The sequence below is a fragment of the Pseudomonas fluorescens genome (assembly GCF_001307275.1).
Classification (GTDB): domain Bacteria; phylum Pseudomonadota; class Gammaproteobacteria; order Pseudomonadales; family Pseudomonadaceae; genus Aquipseudomonas; species Aquipseudomonas fluorescens_AA.
In genome coordinates, this window is record NZ_CP012831.1 from 5,111,930 (window position 1) to 5,135,694 (window position 23,765).

Sequence of the window (23,765 nt, forward strand, 5' to 3'; positions counted from 1 at the left end):
CTATGCGAAGCAAGTTTTCATTCATTTCGAACACGCCTTTCCGTTTTGTTCTCCTATGTTCACCTCTACTGGTATTTTCCAGCCAGATTGCTGCTGCGCCCATTGTGGGCGGTACGGAGACCATTACCGGTGGCACTCCTGAGCGTTGGGACCTCACTTCGAACGCTACATTGAATGTCAACGGTGCACAGACGCTGTTCATCAATGCAGACGGTTCGACACTCAACGTCAATGCCGGTACCACCCAACAGATCAATGCCGGAAATGGATCCAAGGTCAACTTGAGTGGCGCGACCGTTACGGGGGTTGGCGGTTTGGCGGCTGTCCTGTTGAGCAACAGTGAGGCCAATATCGAAAACAGCACCATTACTGGCAATCGCGTCGGGTTGCAGGTCGTGCGTGAAGTGAGCACGTCGACAGGATCCACTGCGACTGTGAATGGAAGTACGATCACTGGCGTGACAGGTGGGGCGCTGGTGAGTGGGTACAGCAGCCTGGACGTCAACAATTCGACGGTTCAGGGTACCGGGGCTACCAGTTACGGGGTGAGACTGCTCAGTGCTCAAGCCATGGCCACCAACAGCACGATAATCGGTGGACAAGATGGCATTATCCTTGGGCTCGACTCGAGCGCGATTCGACCGGTGGACCTGACGCTGGACAATACAACCGTCCAAGGCCAGACCGGCTCGGCCATTGTGGTTGACTTCGCCAACGCAGGCACCTCTAAAGCGACCATCACCCTTAACAACTCACAACTTGTGGCCGGTAACGACACCTTGCTGGATGTCCGCGGGGGAGCCAACGCCTCTATGGAGGTCAACAACAGCGTATTGACCGGCAATCTCGTTAATGAAGCCGGCAGCACGCTCGATGTCACCTTGCAGAACAACTCGGTGTTGACCGGTCGCCTGGAAAATGTCTCCAGCATGACCATAAATGAGACCGGTCTCTGGGAGTTGGCTGGTGATAGTCAAGTCGAGACGTTGGCCCTAAATGGCGGAACGGTTCGTTTCGGTTCCGATAGCAGTTTTTATCAATTGGATGTGAATGAGCTTTCCGGGAACGGTCGGTTCGAGTTGGGTACGGACTTCGTTACCGGCCAGACCGATCTGTTGAACGTGACGGGCAATGCCAGTGGTCGACATGAGTTACTGATCAGTAGCAGTGGCGTGGATCCGGTCGAGATGGGTGAAGCCATTCGGGTGGTGCAAACCGCGGGTGGTGATGCGCAGTTCTATATGGACAGGGACGTGGATTTCGGAACCTTTTCATACGGTCTGGCAAAAAGCGGCAATGACTGGATTCTGGATCCGAGCACCCGTACGGTCAGCCCGGGTACGCGTTCAATTCTGGCGTTGTTCAACACGGCGCCAACGGTATGGTATGGCGAGCTTACGTCGCTACGTACACGCATGGGGGAACTGCGTTTCAACGGTGCTGAGGCGGGCTCCTGGGGCCGCGTCTATGGCAACAAGTACAATGTGGCCGATGCTTCGGGTGTTGGGTATAAACAAACTCAGCAAGGTTTCACCCTCGGTGCCGATGCGCCGCTACCATTTGGTGACGGCCAATGGTTGGTGGGCGTGATGGCCGGGCATAGCAAATCCGACCTGGACCTTACCGGGGGCACCTCGGGCACGGTCAACAGCAATTACTTGGGCACTTACGCCACTTGGATCGATGCCGAAAGCGGTTACTATTTCGACGGTGTGGTTAAGTTCAACCACTTCCAGAATGACGCCAAGGTCGGTTTGAGCGATGGTCGCAGAGCAAAAGGTGACTATGACAATACCGGCTTGGGTGGGTCTGTCGAGGTCGGTCGGCACATCAAGCTTGACGATGATTATTTCATCGAGCCCTACACTAAATGGTCAGCCGTGGTCATTCAGGGTAAAAACTTTTCCTTGGACAACGGTATGCGTGCCGATGGTGATCGCACCCGTTCATTGCTGGGTGAGGCGGGAATGACCGTGGGGCGCAACTACACGTTGGAAAACGACATGCAGGTACAACCTTATGTACGTGTCGGGTTGGCTCATGAGTTCGTCAAGAATAATGAGGTCAGTGTTAACAATAATGTCTTTAATAACGATCTGTCAGGGTCTCGGGGTGAACTGGCTGCCGGTGTTGCTGTAGCGCTCACGGATCGACTGCAGATGCACGTCGATCTTGATTACAGCAAAGGTGAGCATATCGAACGCCCCATTGGTGCAAACTTCGGTGTTCGATACGGGTTCTAAAAGCTTGCGACCCGAATGAATATCGCGAAAGCCAGGAAGGTTGTGTGAGGACGCACCTAAGGCCGCCCAGACAAACGCCCCGATAGGTTCGGGGCGTTTGCTGTTGGGCACGAAAGGGCGAAAAAAGGCGGGCGTCAGGCCGCTTGAGTACCACGATAAGCCTTGAGTGCAAGTGAACGGTCAACTTTTGCATTAAAGGTCAGATTGATAGTTAATGTCGTTTTTTCTTCGTTCTCGTCTTCATACTCGACGACGGCGTTTGTCAGTGTGCCTAAAAAGGTCTCAGTGATCAGATTGAATGCAAGATCTGCGTCGCCACTTACTTGTGTATACAAAATCGGTTTTGACGGATCGCTGTTATCAACGAAGTTCAACCGTACGGCATCGGAGTCCGGACTCAAGGAGTAGACCGCATTGGGTAATCTGCGGCTGAACGACAGATTGATTTCCTTCGTGATATAGCCAGGTGCCGGTCCGCGCTGCCGGGCAAATAACACACGAGCCTCTCCATGTTCTGGCGGGAAGGTTTTGTAGGTAAGTTCTACCAAGCCAGCGTTGAATGTTTCACTGTTTATCGTTCCTGTGCAGGTGCCGAATTTTTGTGTGTTTCTGATCGCGTTCATCAATACGCTCTCCACTGTCGTGACGAAAGGTATCCTGGCGAGAGTTCCGGGATGACGTATCAAAGCGCTGATAGTTTGTTCTGTAAACTGTCACCCATGACAGTTTACAGGCTGAAAAAAATGTGTTTCTAAAATATTGCCTGGGAGATGATGGTCAGAGGGACTTCATCTCCGGGCTTGAGGATGTCGTGGGATGATGGAGGGGATCGGTAAAGCTTTGTAGCGTCTATGTGAAATTGTGTAAGGGGTTTGCTCGTAGGTGGGTGAGGGCGTATATCCTTGGCCGCTTGAGATTCTCTGCGTCTGGCAGGCCCTCATCGCGAGCAAGCTCGCTCCCACAGTGGTTTTGTGTCGTACCGGACATCCCTGTGGGCGCGAGCTTGCTCGCGATAGCGGCATGGCCGCGCCACAGCACTTTCTGGAAACACCATGCCCAACATCCTCCTGGTGGAAGACGACACCGCACTTTCTGAACTGATCGCCAGTTACCTGGAGCGCAACGGCTATCAGGTCAGCGTCCTCAGCCGTGGCGATCATGTGCGTGAGCGGGCGCGGGTCGATCCGCCGGACCTGGTGATCCTCGACCTGATGTTGCCGGGGCTGGACGGCTTGCAGGTCTGCCGCTTGCTGCGGGCCGATTCGGCGACTTTGCCGATCCTGATGCTCACCGCCCGGGACGACAGCCACGACCAGGTCCTGGGCCTGGAGATGGGCGCTGACGACTACGTCACCAAACCGTGCGAGCCTCGGGTGTTGCTGGCGCGGGTGCGCACCTTGTTACGGCGCAGCAGCCTCATCGAGCCGCAGACGGCCAACGACCGCATCCTGGTGGGCAACCTGTGCATCGACTTGTCCGAGCGCACGGTGACCTGGCGCGGGCAGGCGGTGGAATTGTCCAGCGGCGAATACAATCTGCTGGTGGTGTTGGCCCGGCATTCCGGCGAAGTGCTGAGCCGCGACCAGATCCTGCAACGCCTGCGGGGTATCGAATTCAACGGCACCGACCGTTCGGTAGACGTGGCGATTTCCAAGTTGCGGCGCAAGTTCGACGACAACGCCGACGAAGCCCGCAAGATCAAAACCGTGTGGGGCAAGGGCTACCTGTTCAGCCGTTCCGAGTGGGAATGCTGAGCCGATGTGGAAGCTGCTGATTCGCCTCTACCTGGTCACCATCGTGTCCTACAGCGCGGCGATCTACCTGATGCCGGAACTGGTGGTCCGCCTGTTCCACGAGCGTTTCCTGACCTACAACCTCGATTATTCCCGGGGCCTGCAAACCCTGTTGGTCAAGCAGTTCCGCGCTGTGCCCAGCGCACAGTGGCCGACGCTGGCGGCGCAGATGGACAAGGAATTCGACCCGCTGCGCATCGAACTGGCCGCCATCGATGACAACGGTTTCAGCGCCGAGGAGCAGGCGCGTCTCAAGCGCGGCGAGAATGTGGTGCGCCTCGGCGACTGGGCCTGGCGAACCCTGGCGGCGGCACCGCTGGATGAGCACACGGCGGTGAAGATGGTCGTGCCGCCGGACCCGGCCGATGTCAGTTGGTTGTACTGGAGCATCAACGTGTTGATCGGCGCGACGATGCTGGCTTGCCTGTTGCTCTGGTTGCGGCCTCACTGGCGCGACCTGGAACGCCTGCGGCGCACCGCCGAGCGTTTCGGCAAAGGTCATCTGGGGGAGCGTACGCACATTGCCTCCAGTTCGAACATCGGCAGCCTGGCCCATGTGTTCGACACGATGGCGGGGGACATCGAGAACCTGCTCAACCAACAGCGGGATCTGCTCAACGCTGTGTCCCACGAACTGCGCACGCCCCTGACGCGGCTCGACTTCGGCCTGGCCCTGGCGCTGTCCGATGATCTGCCGGCACCCAGTCGCGAGCGACTGCAAGGGCTGGTGGCGCACATTCGCGAGCTGGATGAGTTGGTGCTGGAGCTGTTGTCCTACAGCCGGTTGCAAAACCCGCAACACTTGCCCGAACGGGTCGAAGTGGCGCTGGACGAATTCATCGACAGCATCCTGGGCAGCGTCGACGAGGACCTGGCGGCGCCGGACGTGGTGATCGACGTGTTGTTGCATGGGACGCTGGAGCGTTTTGTGCTGGACCCACGGTTGACCGCACGGGCGTTGCAGAACCTGCTGCGCAATGCCATGCGGTATTGCGAAAAGCACATCCAGATCGGCGTGCTGGTGGGTGGTCAAGGCTGTGAGATCTGGGTCGACGACGACGGCATCGGCATTCCCGACAGCGAACGTGAGCGGGTGTTCGAGCCGTTCTACCGCCTGGACCGCAGCCGCGATCGCGCCACGGGCGGCTTCGGCCTCGGCCTGGCCATCAGCCGCCGGGCCCTGGAAGCCCAGGGCGGCACCTTGACGGTGGAAGCCTCGCCGCTAGGCGGGGCACGTTTCAGGCTATGGCTGCCAACACCGCCCTGAATCCTGTGGCGAGGGAGCTTGCTCCCGCTGGAGCGCGAAGCGGTCCCAATGACCCCTTACCCAAACAACCCCGCCGCAATATTGATCGAAAACCCCAGGATCGCCGTGTTGAACACAAACCCGATCAACGACTGCGCCAGTACGATCTTGCGCAGTTGCCGGGTGGCGACCCCCACGTCGGACGTCTGCACCGCGACCCCGATGGTGAAAGAGAAATACAGGAAATCCCAATAGTTGGGCGTGGTCAGCCCTTCGGCAAAGCGCAGCGCCGGCTCCTTGCCCTCCCAGGTGTAATACAGCCGTGCGTAGTGAACGCTGAAAATCACCCCGATCAGCAACCATGAGCCGATCACGGTCATTGCCGTGAAGCCATAATGCAACAGCTTGCCAGCGGCCTGCAGGTCGCGGCTGCCGGCCAGCTCGAAGGTGATGGTCGCCAGGCTGGCCAAGGCCGCGACGCAGACCGTCAGCAGCACCAGCCCGGCATTTTCATCTTCGATTTCGGCGATGCGCTTCACATCGGGCGCCTTGGCCCGCACGGTCAGCCAGAACATCAGCACCAGGTAGGTCCAGACCCCGGCATTCCAACCGATCAGGATCTTGCTGATGATCGAGTCCACGGGAGCCAGGATACCCACCGCCAGGCCAAGGACCGTGGCGCTGGAAAGACGCGGGTGAGTGCGGGCGAGGAAGGGCATGGAGGCTCACTGTCCGGAAAAGAGGCGCCTAGTATGGGCCATCAAGCGAAGGGGCGACCGTCTATCGCGCTGGATTCGATCAATTGCACGCCCGCTTCCTGCATCCGCTGGATCGCCGCCTCCATCGAGCCCTCCCTGTCGATGCCCCGGCAGGCGTCCAGCACCACAAACGCGTTGAACCCGGCCAGCCGGGCATCCAGTGCCGAAAACATCACGCAGAAATCCAGGGCCAGGCCTACCAGGTAGACGGTGTCGATGCCGCGTTCCTTGAGGTAGCCGGTCAAACCGGTCGGGGTCTGGTGGTCCGCTTCCAGGAAGGCCGAGTAGCTGTCGATGTCCGGGTTGCAGCCTTTGCGAATGATCAGCTTGGCATGGTCAAGCCCGAGTGCCGGGTGCAGCGCGGCACCGTGGCTGCCCTGTAGGCAGTGGTCGGGCCAGAGTGTCTGCTCGCCGTAGGGCAATTGGACGGTGTCGAAAGGTTGCTTGCCCGGGTGACTGGAGGCAAACGAGGCGTGCCCGGCCGGGTGCCAGTCTTGCGCTAGGACGACGTGCCTGAATGATTGGCCGAGCTGGTTGATCAACGGCACGATCTCATCGCCTCCTGGCACGGCCAGTTGGCCACCGGGGATGAAGTCGTTCTGTACATCGATCACCACGAGTGCGGTGGTCAAGGCTCGGTTGGCTGGAATGCTCATGAGTGGAATCCTCCTTGAAGTGGTTCTTCGAGAGTAGCTGAACGCCCCGGGGCCGGTGTGCAGACTGATCCACAGCTATCGCGAGCGAGCTCGCTCCCACACTGGATCTCCAGTGAATCTAAAACCTGTGCCCGACCCCAATCCCAATGTGGGAGCGAGCTTGCTCGCGATGACGGCGGCCCATTCAACATTGATGCAAGCTGATCCACCGCTATCGCGAGCAAGCTCGCTCCCAAACTGGATCTCCAGTGAATCTAAAACCTGTGCCCGGCCCCAATCCCAATGTGGGAGCGAGCTTGCTCGCGATGACGGCGGCCCGTTCAACATTGATGCAAGCTGATCCACCGCTATCGCGAGCAAGCTCGCTCCCACAATGGAACTGCGGTGAACGCATGATGGATGGCTTGCAGAAAAAATCTCCCTGCGCGGGGTCGTGTCTTTCGTCGAAAATATTCCAGGTTTGATGGCTTTTTGACATTTGGTTCGTGCGTCCCTGTCACGATTCAGTACAATCGCCGGCCTCCAACCGGGCATGGAAGCAGTCCGGTTCTCCAGTTACGAGAAAAAACCATGCTCATCGGCAGTTATTCCCCCGCCCTCGTTTCGATCTCCTTGTTTGTTGCCGTGCTGGCTTCCTACACCGCGCTGGATCTGGCCGGGCGTATCGCGACCGCCCAGGGGCGCGCCGCGCATTGGTGGATGACTGGGGGCGCGCTGGCGATGGGGGTGGGCATCTGGTCCATGCACTTCATCGGCATGCTGGCGTTCACCTTGCCGGTTGAGCTTGGCTACGATATTTCGATCACCGCGCTGTCACTGCTGACCGCGATTCTTTCCAGCGGTTTTGCCCTGTGGCTGGTTAGCCAGCCGCGATTGCCGGCTTGGCAGTTGGCCTTCGGTGCGCTGATCATGGGCGCCGGGATCAGCGCCATGCATTACACCGGCATGGCCGCGCTGCGGATGCAGCCGGGCATCGATTACGACCCGACGCTGTTCGGGGCTTCGCTGGTGATTGCTGTCGGCGCCTCGGCGGCGGCGCTGTGGATTGCCTTTCGCCTGCGCCAGAACACCCCCCACGTGCGTCTGGCGCGCGCGGGCGCCGCGGTGGTCATGGGCATCGCCATCGTCGGCATGCACTACACCGGCATGGCCGGGGCGCGCTTCAGCGAGGGCAGCTTCTGTGGTTCCCTGGACGGCTTGAGCGGCAAGGGCCTGGACAATCTGGTGTTGATCACCACCCTGGCGGTGCTGGCCATTGCCTTGCTGACATCGATTCTTGATGCGCGCCTGGAAGCCCGCACTGCCGAGCTGGCCCAGTCCCTGACCCGGGCCAACCGGGAACTGACGCAGTTGGCCCTGCACGACCCCCTCACCGAACTGCCCAACCGTGTGCTGCTGGCCGACCGGATCGACCAGGCCATGCATCGGGTGCAAGAGCAGGGCGGCTGCTTCGCCTTGATGTTCATCGACCTCGATGGTTTCAAGCCGGTCAACGATGCCTTTGGTCACCACATGGGCGACTTGTTGCTGCGGGACGTGGCCCTGCGCCTGCGCGAAGACCTGCGCAGCCAGGACACCCTGGCGCGGATCGGTGGTGATGAGTTCGTGCTGCTGGTGCAACTGGCCGAGCCCGACGATGCCCTGCGACTGGCGGCACGCCAGGTCGGCTTGATCGGGCGCACGTTCCGGGTGTCTGAACATGACTTGCAGATCTCCGCCAGCGTCGGCATCGCCCTTTACCCCGGCAACGGCCAGAGCGCTGAAGAGCTGCTGATGAACGCCGACGCGGCGATGTACCACGCCAAGGGCGCCGGCAAAAACGGCTACAGTTTTTTCGACGCCTCGATGAACAGCAACGCCCGCAAGCAATTGCAGCTGTTGCAAGACTTGCGCATGGCCGTCGAACAGCGGCAGTTCAGCCTGCATTACCAGCCCAAGTTCGATGCGGCCAATGGCCGTCCGGTCGGGGCCGAAGCCTTGTTGCGCTGGACCCATCCGACCCAAGGCCTGTTGATGCCCGACACGTTCATCGACTTGGCGGAAAAGACCGGGCTGATCATCCCCATTGGCGAATGGGTGTTGAACGAAGCCTGCCGGCAGATGCGCGAATGGTACGTGCTCGGTTATACCGACTGGCGCATCGCGGTGAACCTCTCGGCCTTGCAGTTCTGCCACACCGGTCTGGTGCAGAGCGTGGCCAAGGCGTTGGAAACGCATAAGCTGCCGGCCAACAGCCTGACCCTGGAAATCACCGAAACCACCGCCATGAGCGATGCGGACGCGAGCATGACGGTGTTGCAACTGCTCTCGGACATGGGCGTGGATTTGTCCATCGACGACTTCGGCACCGGCTATTCGAGCCTGATGTACCTCAAGCGCCTGCCGGCCAACGAGCTGAAGATCGATCGCGGCTTCGTGCGGGACCTGGAGCACGACAGCGATGACGCGGCCATCGTCTCGGCCATCGTCGCCCTCGGCCAGGCCCTGGGCCTGCGGATCGTCGCCGAAGGCGTGGAGACCGATGTGCAACAAGACTTCCTGACCCAGTTGGGCTGCGATTCGCTGCAGGGCTATCTGTTGGGCCATCCGCTGCCGGCCGAGCGTTTCCTGCAGGAAATTCGCCAGGCGAAAGCCGTGGCGATAGCCTGACCCCCTCAGGAGACGATATCGAACGCCGTGCTGCCCAGCCGCTCGCCGTTGACCAGCAGGTGCACGGCATGCCGGCCCGCGTAGTGTTTGCGGGTGGTCAGCTCGCGAATATGTTGCGAACGGCTGAGGTTGACGCGACCCTGGGCGGGCAGGTCGAAGGTCTTGAGTTTGAAAACCTTGGCCGAGGTGCCGCCCGAGGCTTTCACGTAGTCGACGGCGTAGTCGATCACCAGGCGCTGGCTCTGCCCGAGGGTTGATTGCACCGTGAAGGACAGCGTGACCTGTTCGCCCAAGCGAATCACCGCCGGCGTCACCTGCAAATCCAGCACCTGGACCTGCGCCTTGCCGCCGGCGCCGATGATCCCCAGTGCCCTGGGGTTGCCTTGTTTGATCAAGCTACGCAGCGCATGCCGGGCAATCCACGCGGTGTGGCGGTCTTGCAATGGCCAGCCTTCGATCTGGTCCAGCACCCAGTCGGGATGCTGCTTGGTGACGTCGTTGAGGTGGTTGGCCACGGATTTGCGCACATAAAGGCTGTCGTCGGCCTTGAGCGTGTCGAGGATCGCGGCGGCCAGGTCGGGGTTGGCCTGGATCGGCTCCAGGTGAAACGACCACGGCAGGCGCGGCCGGCTGCCTTCGCTGGCCAGGCGGCGCACGTGCTCGTTGGCGTCCAGTGCCCAGCCGTGCATGACCTTGAGGGTGCGTTCCAGGTCGTCCCGCAAGAAGTGCCGCACGGCGAACTCCGACGAGCCGAACCGAGTGAAATACTGCAGTGCGTCCAACGACACGTCGAAGTGATTGCGGCCGTAAGACGCCACGTAGTGCGGTAGGAACATGCTGACAAACATGCTGTTCAGGCGCGGGGCCAGGGCGCGCAGCACCTCCAGCGACGCTTCATAATCGAGAGGCAGCACCGCGTGCAGGCACTCGCTGACCCGGGCCATGCGCTGCATCACCGACAACTCGGCCAGCCCGTCGTTGGCCATGCGCAAGAATGCCTTGGCGTCGAAGGCCGGATACACCGCGCGCATTTCGCTGGCGATGTGTTCCAGGCGGGCGCTGTTGAAGATTTCCTTGAGGGCAGGGGAGGCAGTGGTCGGGGTCGTCATGGCAGGGTCCGTCGTGCAGGGCTTGTCACTATATCCCGTGGCGAGGGAGCTTGCTCCCGCTCGGCTGCGCAGCAGTCGTACCCCCCGTGAATGCCGTATCACTGAATGACCGCGTCGCCTGGATTGGGGCTGCTGCGCAGCCCAGCGGGAGCAAGCTCCCTCGCCACGGGGTACAGTTTCCAGGAATTAAGGAATGATTTGCCGCCCGCGAAGTCCCAGATTCAGTCCCTCGAATAACTGGAGTTTTTTCTATGCGCAAACCCACCCTGATCGCCAGCCTGGTCCTGATTGCCGGCCTTGGAGCCCTTGGGCCTGTTGCGCAAGCGGTCGAGAAAACCGGAGACGCCCTGGAGCATTCGCCGAGCAATGGCCGCAGGCTGGTGGAGAACGACCGGGTACCGGCGGACTACCAGCGCGCGGACAGGGCCATGAAAGACTGGAAACAGAAGAAGCTCGAACAGCCGACAAGCGAGCAGCAATGGGTGCAGATCGACGACAAGTACCTGCTGATCGAAACCGTGTCCGGCGCGATCGTCAAGATCGTGCCGGCCACACGTTAAATCTTCAGAGCACTTCGCCTTTGTCCCATAGGTGAACCAGCTCGCCGGGTGCCCGGTCCTCGGGCACCTGCAGCACCATCTCGTCGTCCTGGTCGTTGGCGCGATAACGCACCTCGATCTGGAAAAACCGCTGGTCGCCGCGCCCGGGCGTGGAGGAGGTCAGCGGCAGGCAGCCCTCCAGGACCGAACAGATGCGAGTGCGCTGGTCGAGGTCGCACTGGGCGAACTCGATTTCCCGTGGTCGGGTCAACGCATGGATGGCGGCCACGCCGCCTTGGCGCGACAGCCGTACCACGGCTTTGTCGTCGAGGTCTGGAAGGGTTTTCATCAGCTCTCCTGTGTCAGGTCGACGCCGACCTGGGCCCAGCCGTTCTGTACCGCTTGCACTTCCCGCGTGCCGAAGCGCTGGCGGGCATGCTCGACGGTCAAGCGGGCGAAGGCGCTGAAGGACGCGTCATTGGCCAGTCTTCGGTCGCACAAGGTGTCATACCAGATCCGGCCGGCCTTTTCCCAGGCAAATCCGCCCAGCGTGGTTGCCACCAGATAAAAGGCCCGGTTGGGAATGCCGGAATTGATGTGCACGCCACCGTTGTCTTCACGGGTAATCACGAATTCGCGCATGTGCGCCGGTTGCGGGTCCTTGCCCAGCAGCGGGTCATCGTAGGCGCTGCCGGGGTTGGACATGCTGCGCAGGCCGTCGCCGTTGATCTTGTCGGTGAGCAGGTCGGCGCCGATCAGCCAGTCGGCCTGGTCGGCGGTCTGTTCGAGCACGAACTGCTTGACCAGCACACCGAACACGTCGGAGATGGACTCGTTCAACGCACCGGACTGGTTGGCGTAGATCAACCCGGCTTCGCTTTCGGTGACGCCATGGGCCAGTTCGTGAGCCACCACGTCCAGGGAGCGGGTGAAGCGCTGGAAGATTTCGCCGTCGCCGTCGCCGAATACCATCTGTGCGCCGTTCCAGAAGGCGTTCTCATAGCCCTGGCCGTAATGCACGCTGCCCACCAGGGCGAAGCCTTTGTTGTCGATGGAATCGCGCCCCAGGACCTTCCAGAAAAAATCATAGGTGGCGCCCAATGCATCGTAGGCCTCGTCCACGGCCGGGTCGCCACTGGCCCGCTGGCCTTCCAGGCGTACCGGCTGGCCGGGCAGTTCCATGCTGTTCTGGGCGTCGTGCACGCTGCGTTGCGGGTGTCCGGCCTTGCCGGACTTGGGCAGCGCCGCCGCGACGGGCGGAGTGCTGGGCGGGCCAGGGTTGTGTCGTAGGTTGCGCACGTGGGTCAAGGTGCCGAGGGCGCTGGAACGTTGCTGTTCGGAACCGTGGGCGATGATGCGGTTGAGGATGTACGGGGGAATGAAACCGTGGTGCGGACGAGAGTCGATCATCAGAAAGTCCTTATCTGAAATGCAGGGTCGATACCCATGTGAACCGAATAGGCCGTTGCGGTTCCCTGATGCAGAGCAGACAACGTTTGCCATGCGTCCTGATTTCTGCGAAAACCTCGCGCCTGGATCACACGAGGGATACGCCATGAATGAAGAACTGCAAATCATCGACCTGCACCAGGGCGACGGCAAAAGCGTAGTCAAAGGTGCGCTGATCACCACCCAATACCGCGGCACCCTCGAAGACGGCACCGAATTCGATTCGTCCTACAGTCGCGGCAAGCCCTTCCAATGCGTGATCGGCACCGGTCGTGTCATCAAGGGCTGGGACCTGGGCCTGATGGGCATGCAAGTCGGTGGCAAGCGCAAGTTGCTGGTGCCGGCCCACCTGGCCTACGGTGAACGGTCCATGGGCGCCCACATCAAGCCCAACGCCAACCTGATCTTTGAAATCGAGTTGCTGGAAGTGCTGACCCGGGACGATTGAGGGCCGAAACCGCTCGGTGCGCTTGTTCCATTGTGGAGTGAAATATGAACGCAGAACGTCATGACGTAGGCGTGTCTCAAGTGGCCGCAGCGATTGCCGAGCCGGCCCGTACCCGAATGCTCTGCGCCTTGATGGATGGCCATGCCCGCACCAGCACCGAATTGGCGAGCATCGCCGAGGTCAGCGCCTCGACCGCCAGCGCCCACCTGGCGAAACTCAAGGACCTGGCCTTGGTGCGCCTGCATGTCCAGGGCCGGCATCGCTATTACAGCCTGGCGGACCCACGCGTCGCCCAGGCCCTCGAAGCACTGATGGTGATCGGCCAGAACGCCGCGCCGACCTTCACGCCACGCACACCGGATCGCCTGCAATTCGCCCGCACCTGCTACGACCACATGGCTGGCACCCTGGCGGTGCGGCTGCATGATCGGATGATCGAGGCCGGATGGTTGGAGGCGGTGCAAGGCCAGGACTATCGCCTGAGTGAGTCCGGCGAGGCGTTGTTCGAGGGCTTTGGCATCGACGTCCAATCACTCGCCACGCGACGGCGCCGATTCGCCTGCCCGTGCCTGGACTGGAGCATGCGCCGTTCGCACCTGGGCGGCGCACTGGGGGCGGCCTGGCTGCAGTTGGCGATCAAGCGCAAATGGCTGGTCCAGGACCTGGATAGCCGGGCCCTGGGGTTGACGGCCAGTGGGCGCCGGGAGCTGGCGCGGCGGTTTGGGGTCAGTGTCGAAATCGACGGCAAACCCACTGGCGCTATCGCGAACAAGCTCTCTCCCACAGTGGGCCAGCGCCGAACACAAGGTTGATACCCACCGACAAACCCTGTGGGAGCGAGCTTGCTCGCGATAGCCATTTCAGCATCACCCCCATCATCAAGCCATATGCCTGCGTCGATACTCATCCGGCGTGGTGCCCATCATTTTGCGAAACATGCTGATGAACGCCGAGGCGCTGCTGTAGCCCAGGTCCAGGCCAATGGTTTCCACGCTCTGGCCACGTTCGAGCAGGGCCAGGGCCTCGATGACTTTCAGGCGCTGGCGCCACTCCACCAGGGACATGCCCAGGTCCCGTTGGGCCCGGCGCATCAGCGTGCGTTCGGTGGTGTTGGCGGCGCGGGCCAGTTGCGGCAAGGAGCGCGGGTCGCTGGGATTCGCCTCCAGGGCCCGCAATACAGGGCCCAGCAGTGGATCATCCGAGGAGGGCAGGTAGCTACCGGCATGGGGCGCCTGAGTCAGCTTGTCCACCAGCACTTGCAACAAGCGCTGCTGCTCGGGTGTCTGCGGTTGGCTCGGCGGTTCGTTGCGCAGCTCTTCCAGCAACGCGCGGATCAGTGGGCTCAAGGTCAGCGCGCAGGGGACGGCCGGCAGCGCAGCGCACAGTTCGGCCGCCAAGTACAACGAACAATGACAGGCCTCATGCCGATTGAACCCAACGTGTTCCATGTCCGGCGGCAGCCAGATGCCGTACTGCGGTGGCGCGAGGTAATGGTGCTGGGCGATCTCGATTTCCATCACTCCACTGTAGGAGTAGACGAACTCACCCCAGGCATGTCGATGCCGGGGGTAAGTGGCGTGGGCCGGCATGCAGGCGCTGCGAAAGAAAATCGGCGAGGGCAGGGCCGCGTCGAACGGAGGCATTTTCAGATGTTGGGCTGGAGGCTGCATATCGACCGCAATGGCGGATTACCGGGATGGCTTGTCGGGTAATCACTATATCCAGCAAAGGTGTCAGGCAGACAATCCTTTCATCCATTTCTGCCCAAGGATCTTTCCCATGACCACCCGCCGCGCCCTGGATGGCCAGGTCAGTGCCCTGATGACTGGACTCTGTGCCATCTGGGGTTTCCAGCAAGTCGCGATCAAGGCCAGTGCCGCCGACATGGCGCCGATGCTGCAACTGGGCGTGCGCTCGGCCATTGCCGCGGTACTGGTCTGGCTATTGGTGCTGGCGCGGGGTGAACGCCTGTCCCTGGCCGATGGCAGTTGGCGTCCAGGCCTGTTGGTGGGGTTGTTGTTTGCCCTGGAGTTCGTGATGGTGGGCGAAGGCCTGCGTCATACGACGGCTTCGCACATGGTGATTTTCCTGTATACCGCCCCGATGTTCGCCGCCCTCGGTTTGCACTGGAAACTGCCGAGCGAACGCCTCAAGCCGGCGCAATGGCTGGGCATCGCGGTTGCCTTCGGCGGGATCGTGGTGGCCTTCAGTGGCGGCTCGGGGGCGGCGAACGGCAGCTCGTTGCTCGGTGACGGCATGGGTTTGCTGGCCGGCGCGCTGTGGGGCGCAACCACGGTGACGGTACGCTGTTCGCGGCTGACCGACGTGCCAGCCAGCCAGACACTGCTGTATCAACTGGTGGGCGCCGGGGTGCTGCTGATCGGGATGTCCGTGGCGTTGGCGCAAACGACGATCAACCCCACGCCGCAACTCATTGCCAGTCTGGCGTTCCAGGTGTTGCTGGTGTCCTTCGCCAGTTTCCTGATCTGGTTCTCGCTGCTGCGCCGTTACCTCGCCTCGCAATTGGGCGTGCTGTCGTTCATGACGCCGCTGTTTGGCATCGGTTTTGGTGTCTGGTTGCTGGACGAGCCGCTGGAGCCGAACTTTATCGTTGGCGCGGTCCTGGTGCTGGGCGGGATCTTGCTGGTCAGCGGTTACGGCTGGTTTCACCAGCGCTGGGGGCGATGGTTGGTATTGCGGCGGGGGTAGCCGAAGCCGCCAGTAAAAAGCCCACCCTTGCCGAGGCAGGGGTGGGCTTTTTTATGCATGCACTGAGCAGGCGGTTGCCTAGGTCAAACCTTGACGATCCAACCCGCCGGCGCTTCCACGTCGCCGGTCTGCACGCCGGTCAGCTCCTTGTAGAGCTTCTGGGTGATCGGGCCGACTTCGGTTTCACTGTGGAACACGTGCAGCTTGTCCTTGTAGCTGATGCCGCCAATCGGGGTGATCACCGCCGCGGTACCGCAGGCACCGGCTTCCTTGAAGTCCGACAGCTTGTCGATGAACACGTCGCCTTCGATCACTTCCAGGCCCAGGCGCGATTTGGCCAGTTCGATCAATGACAGGCGAGTGATGCCCGGCAGGACCGAAGGGGATCTTGGGGTGACGAATGTGTTGTCGTGGGTGATGCCGAAGAAGTTGGCCGAGCCGACTTCCTCGATTTTCGAATGGGTCATCGGGTCCAGGTAGATGCAGTCGGCGAAACTGGCCTTCTTGGCCTGGGAGCCGGGCATCAGGCTGGCGGCGTAGTTGCCACCGACCTTGGCCGCACCGGTGCCTTGCGGGGCGGCACGGTCGAAGCTGGAGATCAGGAAGTTGTGCGGGGTCAGGCCGCCCTTGAAGTAGGCGCCGACCGGGATGCAGAAAATCGAGAAGATGAACTCGGGTGCGGTGCGCACGCCGATGTTGTCACCCACGCCGATCACGAACGGGCGCAGGTACAGCGCGCCGCCGGTGCCATAAGGCGGGATGAAGCGCTCGTTGGCGCGGACCACTTGCTTGCAGGCTTCGACGAACTGCTCGGTCTCGACCTGCGGCATCAGCAGGCGAGCACAGCTGCGCTGCATGCGGGCGGCGTTCTGGTCCGGGCGGAACAGGTTGATCGAACCGTCCTTGCAACGATAGGCCTTCAGGCCTTCGAAGCACTGCTGACCGTAGTGCAGGGCCGTGGAACCTTCGCTGATGTGCAGCACGTTGTCGTCGGTCAGGGTGCCCGCGTCCCAGGCGCCATCGCGCCAGTGCGACAGGTAGCGCTTGTCGGTCTTGATGTAGTCAAAGCCCAGTTTGTCCCAATTGATGCTCTCGTTACCCATGACACCCTCTATTTCTTAACAACCGTCGAAACGGTTCAAGGCTTCTGACGTTTTTTGGATGGGGACAACAATACTTCATTCCGGGGCTGTTTCGCAGCCCGCACGACAAGGTGCAGACAGATAAATGATGGTGTTCTTGAAAATCGCGAGCAAGCTCGCTCCCACATGGGATTACGTTCCGATGAACGACCGTTATCACCTGTGGGAGCGAGCTTGCTCGCGATAGGGTCCTCACTCACACCATCAACTCTCCTGAATCACAGATGCAACGCATGCCCCAACGCCCGCAACGCCGCTTCCTGCACGGCCTCGCCCAGGGTCGGATGGGCGTGGATGGTGCCGGCGATGTCCTCCAGGCGCGCGCCCATTTCCAGGGACTGGCCGAATGCCGTGGACAGCTCCGACACGCCGACGCCGACCGCTTGCCAGCCTACGATCAGGTGATTGTCCCGGCGCGCCACGACCCGGACGAAACCGCTTTTTGATTCCAGGGTCATGGCCCGACCGTTGGCGGCGAACGGGAAGCTCGAAACCAGGCAGTCCAGCCCGGCAGCCTTGGCCTCGTCCGGCGTCTTGCCGACCACCACCAGTTCCGGGTCGGTGAAGCACACCGCGGCGATGGCGGTCGGGTTGAACTCCCGATGCTGGCCGGCGATCAGCTCGGCGACCATTTCGCCCTGGGCCATGGCCCGGTGGGCGAGCATCGGTTCGCCGCTCAGGTCGCCGATGGCCCAGACGTTGCGCATGCTGGTCTGGCAACGACTGTCGATTTTCACCGCCGAACCGTTCATCGCCAGGTCCAGCGCTGCAAGGTTCCAGCCCTGGGTGTTGGGTTTGCGCCCGACCGCTACCAGCACCCGATCGGTCTCCAGGTTCAGCGTGTCGCCATTGGGATCGCGCACTTGCAAGGTGCTGGCCTGGGCATCGAACCCTTCGACGCTATGCTTGAGGTACAGCTTCACGCCCAGTTGCTTGAGCGCCTCGTGCACCGGTTGCGTCAGCTCGCCGTCGTAAGCTGGCAGGATCCGCTCCTGGGCCTCGACCACGCTGACCTCGGCGCCGAGCTTGCGATAGGCGATGCCCAGCTCCAGGCCGATGTAGCCACCACCGACCACCACCAGGTGCTTGGGCACCGAGGTGGGGGCGAGGGCTTCGGTGGAGGAAATGATTGGCCCGCCCAGTGGCAGCATCGGCAGGTTGACGCTTTTCGAACCGGTGGCCAGCAGCAGGTGTTCGCATTGGATGCGGGTATCGCCGACCTCGACCGTCTTGCCATCGATCACCTTGGCCCAGCCATGAATGACCTGGACCTTGTGCTTTTTCAGCAATGCCGCGACGCCGGTGGTCAGGCGATCGACGATACCGTCCTTCCATTCCACGCTCTTGCCGATGTCCAGCGTTGGCGCCGCCACCGTGATGCCCAGGGCCGAGCCCTGGCTGTGATGTCGGGTCTGGTGGAACTGCTCGGCCACATGGATCAACGCCTTGGACGGGATGCAACCGATGTTCAGGCAGGTGCCGCCCAACGCTTGGCCTTCCACCAGGATGGTCGAGATGCCCAATTGCCCGGCGCGGATCGCCGCCACATAGCCGCCGGGGCCGCCGCCGATGATCAGCAGCGTGGTGTTCAAAGTCTGTTGCATACCTTACTCCACGAACAGGGTGGCGGGTTGTTCGAGCAAGCCGCGCAGGGCCTGGATGAATTGCGCCGCGTCCATGCCGTCGACCACCCGGTGATCGAAGGAGCTGGAGAGGTTCATCATCTTGCGGATCACGATCTGACCCTTGATCACCATGGGCCGCTCGACGATTTTGTTCACGCCGACAATCGCCACTTCCGGCAGGTTCAGCACCGGCGTGCTGACGATGCCGCCGAGGGCACCGAGGCTGGTCAGGGTGATGGTCGAGCCGGACAGTTCATCGCGACTGGCCTTGCCCGTGCGCGCTGCTGTGGCCAGGCGGGCGATTTCCGCCGCGCTGTCCCACAGGGTACGGGCTTCGGCGTGACGCACCACCGGCACCATCAGGCCAACGTCGCTCTGGGTGGCGACGCCCACATGCACCGCGCCTGAGCGATTGATGACCTGGGCTTCGTCGTCGTAGCGCGCATTCATCTGCGGAAAGTCCCGCAGGGCCACGACCAGGGCGCGGACCAGGAACGGCAGCAAAGTCAGCTTGCCGCGACTGGCGCCGTGTTTTTCATTCAAGTGAACCCGCAGCTCTTCCAGGGCCGTGACGTCGATTTCCTCGACGTAGCTGAAATGGGCCGCGCGTTGGGTCGCTTCCTGCATGCGCTGGGCGATCTTGCGGCGCATGCCGATCACCGGGATCTGCTGCTCGTCGTGGCGTTCGGCATAACCCGAACCGCCCTTGGCCTGGGACGACGGCCCCTGGGCCAGGTAGGCTTCGAGGTCTTCGTGCAGGACCCGTCCGGCCGGGCCGCTGCCCTGGACCAGACGCAATTGAATGCCCAGGTCCAGCGCGTGTTTGCGCACGGCCGGCGAGGCCAGAGGACGCTCGTCGGGATCGCGGGCCACCGGGGCTTGCGGCGCCGGGCGAGGGGCGGCGGTCTTTTCCAGCACCGGTTCAGGCGTGGCCACTGGCGCCGGCTTCGGCGCCTGCGCAGCCGCCGCGGCGGGAGCCGGTTGTGCCGATTCTTTCAAGTTACCCGCACCTTCGACTTCAATGCGGATCAGTTCGCTGCCCACCGCCATGACTTCACCCGGCTCGCCGCCCAGGGCGATGACCCGGCCATGCACCGGCGAAGGGATGTCCACCATCGCCTTGTCGGTCATGACATCGGCGAGTACCTGGTCTTCGACCACCATGTCGCCGACCTTGACGTGCCACACCGACAATTCAACTTCGGCGATGCCTTCGCCAATGTCCGGCATCTTGATAACGTGCGTGCCCATTCAGACCTCCATGACCCGTTTCAACGCCGCGCCCACTCGGGACGGCCCAGGGAAATACGCCCACTCCTGCGCATGCGGGTAGGGGGTGTCCCAACCGGTGACACGCTCGATGGGCGCTTCCAGGTGGTGGAAGCAGTGTTCTTGCACCAACGACACCAGTTCGGCGCCGAAACCGCAGGTGCGGGTGGCTTCGTGGACGACCACGCAACGGCCGGTCTTCTTCACGGATTTGACGATGGTCTCAAGGTCCAGCGGCCAGAGGCTGCGCAGGTCGATGACTTCGGCGTCGATGCCGGTTTCTTCGGCCGCCACTTGGGAAACGTAGACCGTGGTGCCGTAGGTGAGAATTGTCACGTCCTTGCCCGGACGGGTGATGGCGGCGACGTCCAGCGGTACGGTGTAGTAACCGTCCGGAACCTGGGCCGAGGGGTGTTTCGACCACGGGGTTACCGGGCGGTCGTGGTGGCCGTCGAACGGGCCGTTATACAGGCGCTTGGGTTCGAGGAAGATCACCGGGTCATCGTTTTCGATGGAGGCGATCAGCAAGCCCTTGGCGTCGTAGGGGTTGGATGGCATCACGGTGCGCAGGCCGCAGACCTGGGTGAACATCGCCTCGATGCTCTGGCTGTGGGTCTGGCCGCCGTAGATGCCGCCGCCGCAGGGCATGCGCAGGGTCATCGGCGCGGTGAACTCGCCGGCCGAGCGATAGCGCAGGCGCGCCGCCTCGGAAATGATCTGGTCCGACGCCGGGTAGACGTAGTCGGCGAACTGGATCTCGGCCACCGGCCGCAGCCCGTAGGCGCCCATGCCCACCGCCACGCCGACGATGCCGCTTTCGGAAATCGGTGCGTCGAACACCCGCGAGGTGCCGTATTTGTTCTGCAGGCCTTCGGTGCAGCGGAACACGCCGCCGAAGTAGCCCACGTCCTGGCCGAACACCACGACGTTGTCGTCGCGCTCGAGCATCACGTCCATGGCCGAGCGCAGGGCCTGGATCATGGTCATGGTGGTAGTGGTCATGGCGGTGTCCAACGCAATATTGTTGTTGTGATCGTTCATGTCAGATCCCCAACTGCTGACGCTGGCGCTTCAAGTGCTCCGGCATCTCTTTGTAGACGTCTTCGAACATGGTCGCGGCGCTGGGAATCTGCCCGCCGGCGAGGGTGCCGTACTGTTCGGCTTCCTTCTGCGCGGCGATCACCTCGGCTTCGAGTTCGGCGCTGACCGCCGCATGTTCCTCTTCGGACCACTGGCCGATCTTGACCATGTGCTGTTTGAGGCGGGCAATCGGATCGCCCAGCGGGAAGTGGCTCCAGTCGTCGGCGGGGCGGTATTTGGAGGGATCGTCCGAGGTGGAGTGCGGGCCGGCGCGGTAGGTGACCCATTCGATCAGCGCCGGGCCGAGGTTGCGGCGGGCACGTTCGGCGGCCCAGCGCGAGGCGGCGTAGACCGCCATGAAATCGTTGCCATCGACACGCAGGGAGGCGATACCGCAACCGACGCCGCGTCCGGCGAACGTCGTGGCTTCACCGCCGGCAATGGCCTGGAAGGTGGAGATCGCCCACTGGTTGTTGACCACGTTGAGGATCACCGGCGCCCGGTAGACGTGGGCGAAGGTGAGGGCGGTGTGGAAGTCCGATTCGGCGGTGGCGCCGTCACCGATCCAGGCCGAGGCGATCTTGGTGTCGCCCTTGATCGCCGAGGCCATGCCCCAGCCCACGCCCTGGATGAATTGCGTGGCGAGGTTGCCGGAAATGGTGAAGAAACCGGCGTCCTTGACCGAGTACATGATCGGCAATTGCCGGCCCTTGAGCGGATCGCGCTCGTTAGACAGCAGTTGGCAGATCAGGTCCACCAGCGGCACCTCGCGGGCCATCAGGATGCTTTGCTGGCGGTAGGTGGGGAAGCACATGTCGTCGATGTTCAACGCCAGGGCCTGGGCGCTGCCGATGGCTTCTTCGCCAAGGCTTTGCATGTAGAACGACATCTTTTTCTGGCGTTGGGCGACCACCATGCGGTTGTCGTAGATGCGCGTCTTGAGCATGGCACGCATGCCTTTGCGCAGGATCTCGACGGGAATGTCCGCCGCCCAGTCGCCCAAGGCATTGCCCTGGTCATCGAGCACGCGGATCAGGCTGCGGGCCAGGTCGGCGGTGTCGGCGGGTTCGACGTCGATGGGAGGTTTGCGCACTGTGCCGGCATCGGACAGATGCAGGTAGGAAAAGTCGGTCTTGCAGCCGGGACGGCCCGAGGGTTCGGGGACGTGCAGGCGTAGCGGTTCGTACGCTGGGTTCATGGCTTTCTACGCTCGATCTTGTGAATTTCTTGTAGTGGGCGCGCTAGCTGACGAATGTCCCCGGGTAGGGGAAATTGTCCTACAACAATCATAGGCTCGACGAAGAAGAATATTTTTCTCTGTTAGCTTGCTGTTCAGATCATTTGCAGATAAAAAATCTGCACAACGATAAAAAACAGGATTATTTGTCTCATGCGTAAATTGGATCGCACCGACATCGGCATTCTGAACAGCCTTCAGGAAAACGCCCGCATCACCAACGCCGATCTCGCCCGTTCGGTCAATCTGTCGCCGACGCCGTGCTTCAACCGGGTCCGGGCGATGGAGGAGTTGGGCGTGATCCGCGAGCAGGTCACGCTGCTGGATGCCGACCTGCTGGGGTTGCACGTCAACGTGTTCATCCATGTGAGCCTGGAGAAGCAGGTGGAGGAAGCGTTGCAGCACTTCGAGGAGGCGATTTCCGACCGGCCGGAGGTGATGGAGTGCTACCTGATGGCCGGCGATCCGGACTACCTGATCCGCGTGCTGGTGCCGACCATCCAGTCGCTGGAGCGGTTCATGATGGACTTCCTGACCAAGGTCCCGGGGGTGGCGAACATCCGTTCGAGCTTTGCCCTCAAGCAGGTGCGCTACAAGACCGCGCTGCCGTTGCCGGCCAATGGGCTGACCTTGGGAACCTGAGGCTCATTGTTGCCTGATCCACTGCCATCGCGAGCAAGCTCGCTCCCACACTGGATTGGTGGTGTTAATCAATCCCCTGTGGGAGCGAGCTTGCTCGCGATGAGGCCATCACATTCAGTACAAGCTTCTAAAGCTGATTGATCGGAATCTTCAGGTACGTCACGCCATTGTCCTCGGCCGGCGGCAGATGGCCGGCCCGCACATTCACCTGGATCGCCGGCAACAGCAGCGTCGGCATGCCCAGCGTCTTGTCGCGCTGGGTACGCATGGCCACGAACGAAGCTTCATCGATGCCATCGCGGACATGAATGTTGTGCTGGCGCTGCTCGCCCACGGTGCTCATGCAGTGGGGCTCGCGTTCCTCCGGTGGATAGTCGTGGCACACGTACAGCCGCACTCCGGCGGGGAAGGCCAGCAGCTTGCGGATCGAGGCGTAGAGCTGATGGGCATTGCCGCCGGGGAAGTCGCAACGGGCGGTGCCTACGTCGGGCATGAACAGCGTGTCGCCCACCAGGATCACGTCGCCATCGATCAGGTAAGCCATGTCCGCCGGGGTGTGGCCGGGCACGTGCAGGGCGGTGGCCTTGAGGTTGCCAATGAGGAAGGACTCGTCGGCGGCGAACAGGTGATCGAACTGCGAGCCGTCCACCGCGAATTGCGGTTCGAGGTTGAACAGCGCCTTGAAGACGCTCTGGACCTGGTTGATGGACTGGCCGATGGCAATCTTGCCGCCCAGTTTCTGGCGCAGGTAGGGCGCGGCCGACAAGTGGTCGGCGTGGGCATGGGTTTCCAGTAGCCATTGCACGTTCAATCGGTGTTCGCCCACGAAGTCGATCACCCGGTCGGCCTGTTCGGTGGCGGTGCGTCCCGACGTCGGGTCGTAGTCGAGCACTGGATCGACCACCGCGCATTGCCCCCCGTCGTGCTCGAAAATGACGTGGGTATAGGTCTTTGAGGCGGGGTCGAGAAAGCTTTGGATCTGCGCGGGCATGACAGCGAACCTGTGCGGGAAGAGCTCATGAAAGGGGGCTGCTACGCAGCCCAGCGGGAGCAAGCGCCCTCGCCACATACCAATCTAAAATAGCTTGTTGCAACGCTTGGGACTTACAACATATGGTCCGCAGCTTAGTGAGGGCCAAGGCGTCCTGCAAATGCGATCGCACCTGCCAAC

General features: G+C 61.8%; 22 protein-coding genes. 9 read left to right on the forward strand and 13 right to left on the reverse strand.

The window, feature by feature from the left end; genetic code table 11:
- Nucleotides 1-2 precede the first annotated feature (2 nt).
- Nucleotides 3-2,243, forward strand: a complete 2,241-nt coding sequence (locus AO356_RS22920; RefSeq protein WP_060741686.1) for an autotransporter outer membrane beta-barrel domain-containing protein — start codon at nucleotides 3-5, stop codon at nucleotides 2,241-2,243.
- A 134-nt stretch (nucleotides 2,244-2,377) separates the two neighbouring features.
- Here the strand turns inward: AO356_RS22920 and AO356_RS22925 are convergent, their stop codons facing one another.
- Complete coding sequence (locus AO356_RS22925; protein ID WP_060741687.1) at nucleotides 2,378-2,866, reverse strand: hypothetical protein; 489 nt, start codon at nucleotides 2,864-2,866, stop codon at nucleotides 2,378-2,380.
- 429 nt (nucleotides 2,867-3,295) lie between these two features.
- Here AO356_RS22925 and AO356_RS22930 point away from each other — a divergent pair, with 429 nt between their 5' ends.
- Nucleotides 3,296-3,997, forward strand: a complete 702-nt coding sequence (locus tag AO356_RS22930) for a response regulator transcription factor (RefSeq protein WP_060741688.1) — start codon at nucleotides 3,296-3,298, stop codon at nucleotides 3,995-3,997.
- Nucleotides 3,998-4,001: 4 nt separating this feature from the next.
- Complete coding sequence (locus AO356_RS22935) at nucleotides 4,002-5,303, forward strand: ATP-binding protein (protein ID WP_060741689.1); 1,302 nt, start codon at nucleotides 4,002-4,004, stop codon at nucleotides 5,301-5,303.
- A 56-nt stretch (nucleotides 5,304-5,359) separates the two neighbouring features.
- Here the strand turns inward: AO356_RS22935 and AO356_RS22940 are convergent, their stop codons facing one another.
- Both AO356_RS22940 and pncA read right to left on the reverse strand, forming a co-directional pair.
- Nucleotides 5,360-6,001: a DUF1345 domain-containing protein gene (locus tag AO356_RS22940; RefSeq protein ID WP_060741690.1), complete on the reverse strand. Its 642-nt coding sequence runs from the start codon at nucleotides 5,999-6,001 to the stop codon at nucleotides 5,360-5,362.
- Nucleotides 6,002-6,042: 41 nt separating this feature from the next.
- Nucleotides 6,043-6,696 (reverse strand): bifunctional nicotinamidase/pyrazinamidase, encoded by a 654-nt coding sequence (gene pncA / locus AO356_RS22945; protein WP_060741691.1) that lies wholly within the window; start codon nucleotides 6,694-6,696, stop codon nucleotides 6,043-6,045.
- Nucleotides 6,697-7,266: 570 nt separating this feature from the next.
- Here pncA and AO356_RS22950 point away from each other — a divergent pair.
- Complete coding sequence (locus AO356_RS22950; protein WP_060741692.1) at nucleotides 7,267-9,345, forward strand: putative bifunctional diguanylate cyclase/phosphodiesterase; 2,079 nt, start codon at nucleotides 7,267-7,269, stop codon at nucleotides 9,343-9,345.
- A gap of 5 nt (nucleotides 9,346-9,350) precedes the next feature.
- On the opposite strand, the gene AO356_RS22955 is transcribed toward AO356_RS22950, so the two are convergent.
- Entirely contained in the window at nucleotides 9,351-10,454 is a 1,104-nt protein-coding gene (locus AO356_RS22955; RefSeq protein WP_060741693.1) for a DNA alkylation repair protein, read from the reverse strand.
- 251 nt (nucleotides 10,455-10,705) lie between these two features.
- Between AO356_RS22955 and AO356_RS22960 the strand changes: the two genes are divergently transcribed.
- Nucleotides 10,706-11,014, forward strand: a complete 309-nt coding sequence (locus AO356_RS22960; RefSeq protein ID WP_060741694.1) for an RcnB family protein — start codon at nucleotides 10,706-10,708, stop codon at nucleotides 11,012-11,014.
- Nucleotides 11,015-11,018: 4 nt separating this feature from the next.
- Here the strand turns inward: AO356_RS22960 and AO356_RS22965 are convergent, their stop codons facing one another.
- Both AO356_RS22965 and AO356_RS22970 read right to left on the reverse strand, forming a co-directional pair.
- Nucleotides 11,019-11,342 carry a protealysin inhibitor emfourin gene (locus tag AO356_RS22965; RefSeq protein ID WP_053122893.1) on the reverse strand — a complete coding sequence of 108 codons (324 nt, stop codon included), beginning with the start codon at nucleotides 11,340-11,342 and terminating at the stop codon, nucleotides 11,019-11,021.
- A complete protein-coding gene (locus AO356_RS22970; protein WP_060741695.1) occupies nucleotides 11,342-12,403 on the reverse strand; it encodes a M4 family metallopeptidase in 1,062 nt (353 codons plus the stop codon). Before AO356_RS22970 ends, AO356_RS22965 begins: the two co-directional genes overlap by 1 nt.
- Before the next feature lie 145 nt (nucleotides 12,404-12,548).
- Here AO356_RS22970 and AO356_RS22975 point away from each other — a divergent pair, with 145 nt between their 5' ends.
- Both AO356_RS22975 and AO356_RS22980 read left to right on the forward strand, forming a co-directional pair.
- Complete coding sequence (locus AO356_RS22975; protein WP_060741696.1) at nucleotides 12,549-12,890, forward strand: FKBP-type peptidyl-prolyl cis-trans isomerase; 342 nt, start codon at nucleotides 12,549-12,551, stop codon at nucleotides 12,888-12,890.
- A gap of 44 nt (nucleotides 12,891-12,934) precedes the next feature.
- Nucleotides 12,935-13,702 carry an ArsR/SmtB family transcription factor gene (locus AO356_RS22980; protein WP_060741697.1) on the forward strand — a complete coding sequence of 256 codons (768 nt, stop codon included), beginning with the start codon at nucleotides 12,935-12,937 and terminating at the stop codon, nucleotides 13,700-13,702.
- A gap of 66 nt (nucleotides 13,703-13,768) precedes the next feature.
- Here the strand turns inward: AO356_RS22980 and AO356_RS22985 are convergent, their stop codons facing one another.
- Complete coding sequence (locus AO356_RS22985) at nucleotides 13,769-14,560, reverse strand: AraC family transcriptional regulator (protein ID WP_060741698.1); 792 nt, start codon at nucleotides 14,558-14,560, stop codon at nucleotides 13,769-13,771.
- A gap of 109 nt (nucleotides 14,561-14,669) precedes the next feature.
- Between AO356_RS22985 and AO356_RS22990 the strand changes: the two genes are divergently transcribed.
- Entirely contained in the window at nucleotides 14,670-15,599 is a 930-nt protein-coding gene (locus tag AO356_RS22990; RefSeq protein WP_060741699.1) for a DMT family transporter, read from the forward strand.
- Nucleotides 15,600-15,682: 83 nt separating this feature from the next.
- Here AO356_RS22990 and AO356_RS22995 read toward each other — a convergent pair whose 3' ends face one another.
- The 5 genes from AO356_RS22995 to AO356_RS23015 form a co-directional block, all read right to left on the reverse strand.
- Nucleotides 15,683-16,702, reverse strand: a complete 1,020-nt coding sequence (locus AO356_RS22995) for a branched-chain amino acid aminotransferase (RefSeq protein WP_060741700.1) — start codon at nucleotides 16,700-16,702, stop codon at nucleotides 15,683-15,685.
- A 257-nt stretch (nucleotides 16,703-16,959) separates the two neighbouring features.
- The gene (gene lpdA, locus AO356_RS23000) at nucleotides 16,960-18,345 is read right to left on the reverse strand and encodes a dihydrolipoyl dehydrogenase (protein WP_060741701.1); all 1,386 of its coding nucleotides are present in this window, start codon (nucleotides 18,343-18,345) and stop codon (nucleotides 16,960-16,962) included.
- Nucleotides 18,346-18,348: 3 nt separating this feature from the next.
- Nucleotides 18,349-19,617 (reverse strand): dihydrolipoamide acetyltransferase family protein, encoded by a 1,269-nt coding sequence (locus AO356_RS23005; RefSeq protein WP_060741702.1) that lies wholly within the window; start codon nucleotides 19,615-19,617, stop codon nucleotides 18,349-18,351.
- A complete protein-coding gene (locus AO356_RS23010) occupies nucleotides 19,618-20,676 on the reverse strand; it encodes an alpha-ketoacid dehydrogenase subunit beta (protein ID WP_060741703.1) in 1,059 nt (352 codons plus the stop codon).
- 1 nt (nucleotide 20,677) lies between these two features.
- A complete protein-coding gene (locus tag AO356_RS23015; protein ID WP_060741704.1) occupies nucleotides 20,678-21,913 on the reverse strand; it encodes a 3-methyl-2-oxobutanoate dehydrogenase (2-methylpropanoyl-transferring) subunit alpha in 1,236 nt (411 codons plus the stop codon).
- A gap of 192 nt (nucleotides 21,914-22,105) precedes the next feature.
- Between AO356_RS23015 and bkdR the strand changes: the two genes are divergently transcribed.
- A complete protein-coding gene (gene bkdR, locus AO356_RS23020) occupies nucleotides 22,106-22,594 on the forward strand; it encodes a Bkd operon transcriptional regulator BkdR (protein ID WP_003202929.1) in 489 nt (162 codons plus the stop codon).
- A gap of 127 nt (nucleotides 22,595-22,721) precedes the next feature.
- Here the strand turns inward: bkdR and AO356_RS23025 are convergent, their stop codons facing one another.
- Nucleotides 22,722-23,585 carry an MBL fold metallo-hydrolase gene (locus AO356_RS23025; RefSeq protein WP_060741705.1) on the reverse strand — a complete coding sequence of 288 codons (864 nt, stop codon included), beginning with the start codon at nucleotides 23,583-23,585 and terminating at the stop codon, nucleotides 22,722-22,724.
- Nucleotides 23,586-23,765: the final 180 nt, after the last annotated feature.

What these genes read in the sequence shown, in the direction of transcription:
- AO356_RS22920 (WP_060741686.1), top strand. Translation starts at nt 3, where the DNA reads ATGCGAAGCAAGTTTTCATTCATTTCGAACACGCCTTTCCGTTTTGTT.
- AO356_RS22925 (WP_060741687.1), bottom strand. Translation starts at nt 2,866, where the DNA reads ATGAACGCGATCAGAAACACACAAAAATTCGGCACCTGCACAGGAACG.
- AO356_RS22930 (WP_060741688.1), top strand. Translation starts at nt 3,296, where the DNA reads ATGCCCAACATCCTCCTGGTGGAAGACGACACCGCACTTTCTGAACTG.
- AO356_RS22935 (WP_060741689.1), top strand. Translation starts at nt 4,002, where the DNA reads ATGTGGAAGCTGCTGATTCGCCTCTACCTGGTCACCATCGTGTCCTAC.
- AO356_RS22940 (WP_060741690.1), bottom strand. Translation starts at nt 6,001, where the DNA reads ATGCCCTTCCTCGCCCGCACTCACCCGCGTCTTTCCAGCGCCACGGTC.
- pncA (WP_060741691.1), bottom strand. Translation starts at nt 6,696, where the DNA reads ATGAGCATTCCAGCCAACCGAGCCTTGACCACCGCACTCGTGGTGATC.
- AO356_RS22950 (WP_060741692.1), top strand. Translation starts at nt 7,267, where the DNA reads ATGCTCATCGGCAGTTATTCCCCCGCCCTCGTTTCGATCTCCTTGTTT.
- AO356_RS22955 (WP_060741693.1), bottom strand. Translation starts at nt 10,454, where the DNA reads ATGACGACCCCGACCACTGCCTCCCCTGCCCTCAAGGAAATCTTCAAC.
- AO356_RS22960 (WP_060741694.1), top strand. Translation starts at nt 10,706, where the DNA reads ATGCGCAAACCCACCCTGATCGCCAGCCTGGTCCTGATTGCCGGCCTT.
- AO356_RS22965 (WP_053122893.1), bottom strand. Translation starts at nt 11,342, where the DNA reads ATGAAAACCCTTCCAGACCTCGACGACAAAGCCGTGGTACGGCTGTCG.
- AO356_RS22970 (WP_060741695.1), bottom strand. Translation starts at nt 12,403, where the DNA reads ATGATCGACTCTCGTCCGCACCACGGTTTCATTCCCCCGTACATCCTC.
- AO356_RS22975 (WP_060741696.1), top strand. Translation starts at nt 12,549, where the DNA reads ATGAATGAAGAACTGCAAATCATCGACCTGCACCAGGGCGACGGCAAA.
- AO356_RS22980 (WP_060741697.1), top strand. Translation starts at nt 12,935, where the DNA reads ATGAACGCAGAACGTCATGACGTAGGCGTGTCTCAAGTGGCCGCAGCG.
- AO356_RS22985 (WP_060741698.1), bottom strand. Translation starts at nt 14,560, where the DNA reads ATGCAGCCTCCAGCCCAACATCTGAAAATGCCTCCGTTCGACGCGGCC.
- AO356_RS22990 (WP_060741699.1), top strand. Translation starts at nt 14,670, where the DNA reads ATGACCACCCGCCGCGCCCTGGATGGCCAGGTCAGTGCCCTGATGACT.
- AO356_RS22995 (WP_060741700.1), bottom strand. Translation starts at nt 16,702, where the DNA reads ATGGGTAACGAGAGCATCAATTGGGACAAACTGGGCTTTGACTACATC.
- lpdA (WP_060741701.1), bottom strand. Translation starts at nt 18,345, where the DNA reads ATGCAACAGACTTTGAACACCACGCTGCTGATCATCGGCGGCGGCCCC.
- AO356_RS23005 (WP_060741702.1), bottom strand. Translation starts at nt 19,617, where the DNA reads ATGGGCACGCACGTTATCAAGATGCCGGACATTGGCGAAGGCATCGCC.
- AO356_RS23010 (WP_060741703.1), bottom strand. Translation starts at nt 20,676, where the DNA reads ATGAACGATCACAACAACAATATTGCGTTGGACACCGCCATGACCACT.
- AO356_RS23015 (WP_060741704.1), bottom strand. Translation starts at nt 21,913, where the DNA reads ATGAACCCAGCGTACGAACCGCTACGCCTGCACGTCCCCGAACCCTCG.
- bkdR (WP_003202929.1), top strand. Translation starts at nt 22,106, where the DNA reads ATGCGTAAATTGGATCGCACCGACATCGGCATTCTGAACAGCCTTCAG.
- AO356_RS23025 (WP_060741705.1), bottom strand. Translation starts at nt 23,585, where the DNA reads ATGCCCGCGCAGATCCAAAGCTTTCTCGACCCCGCCTCAAAGACCTAT.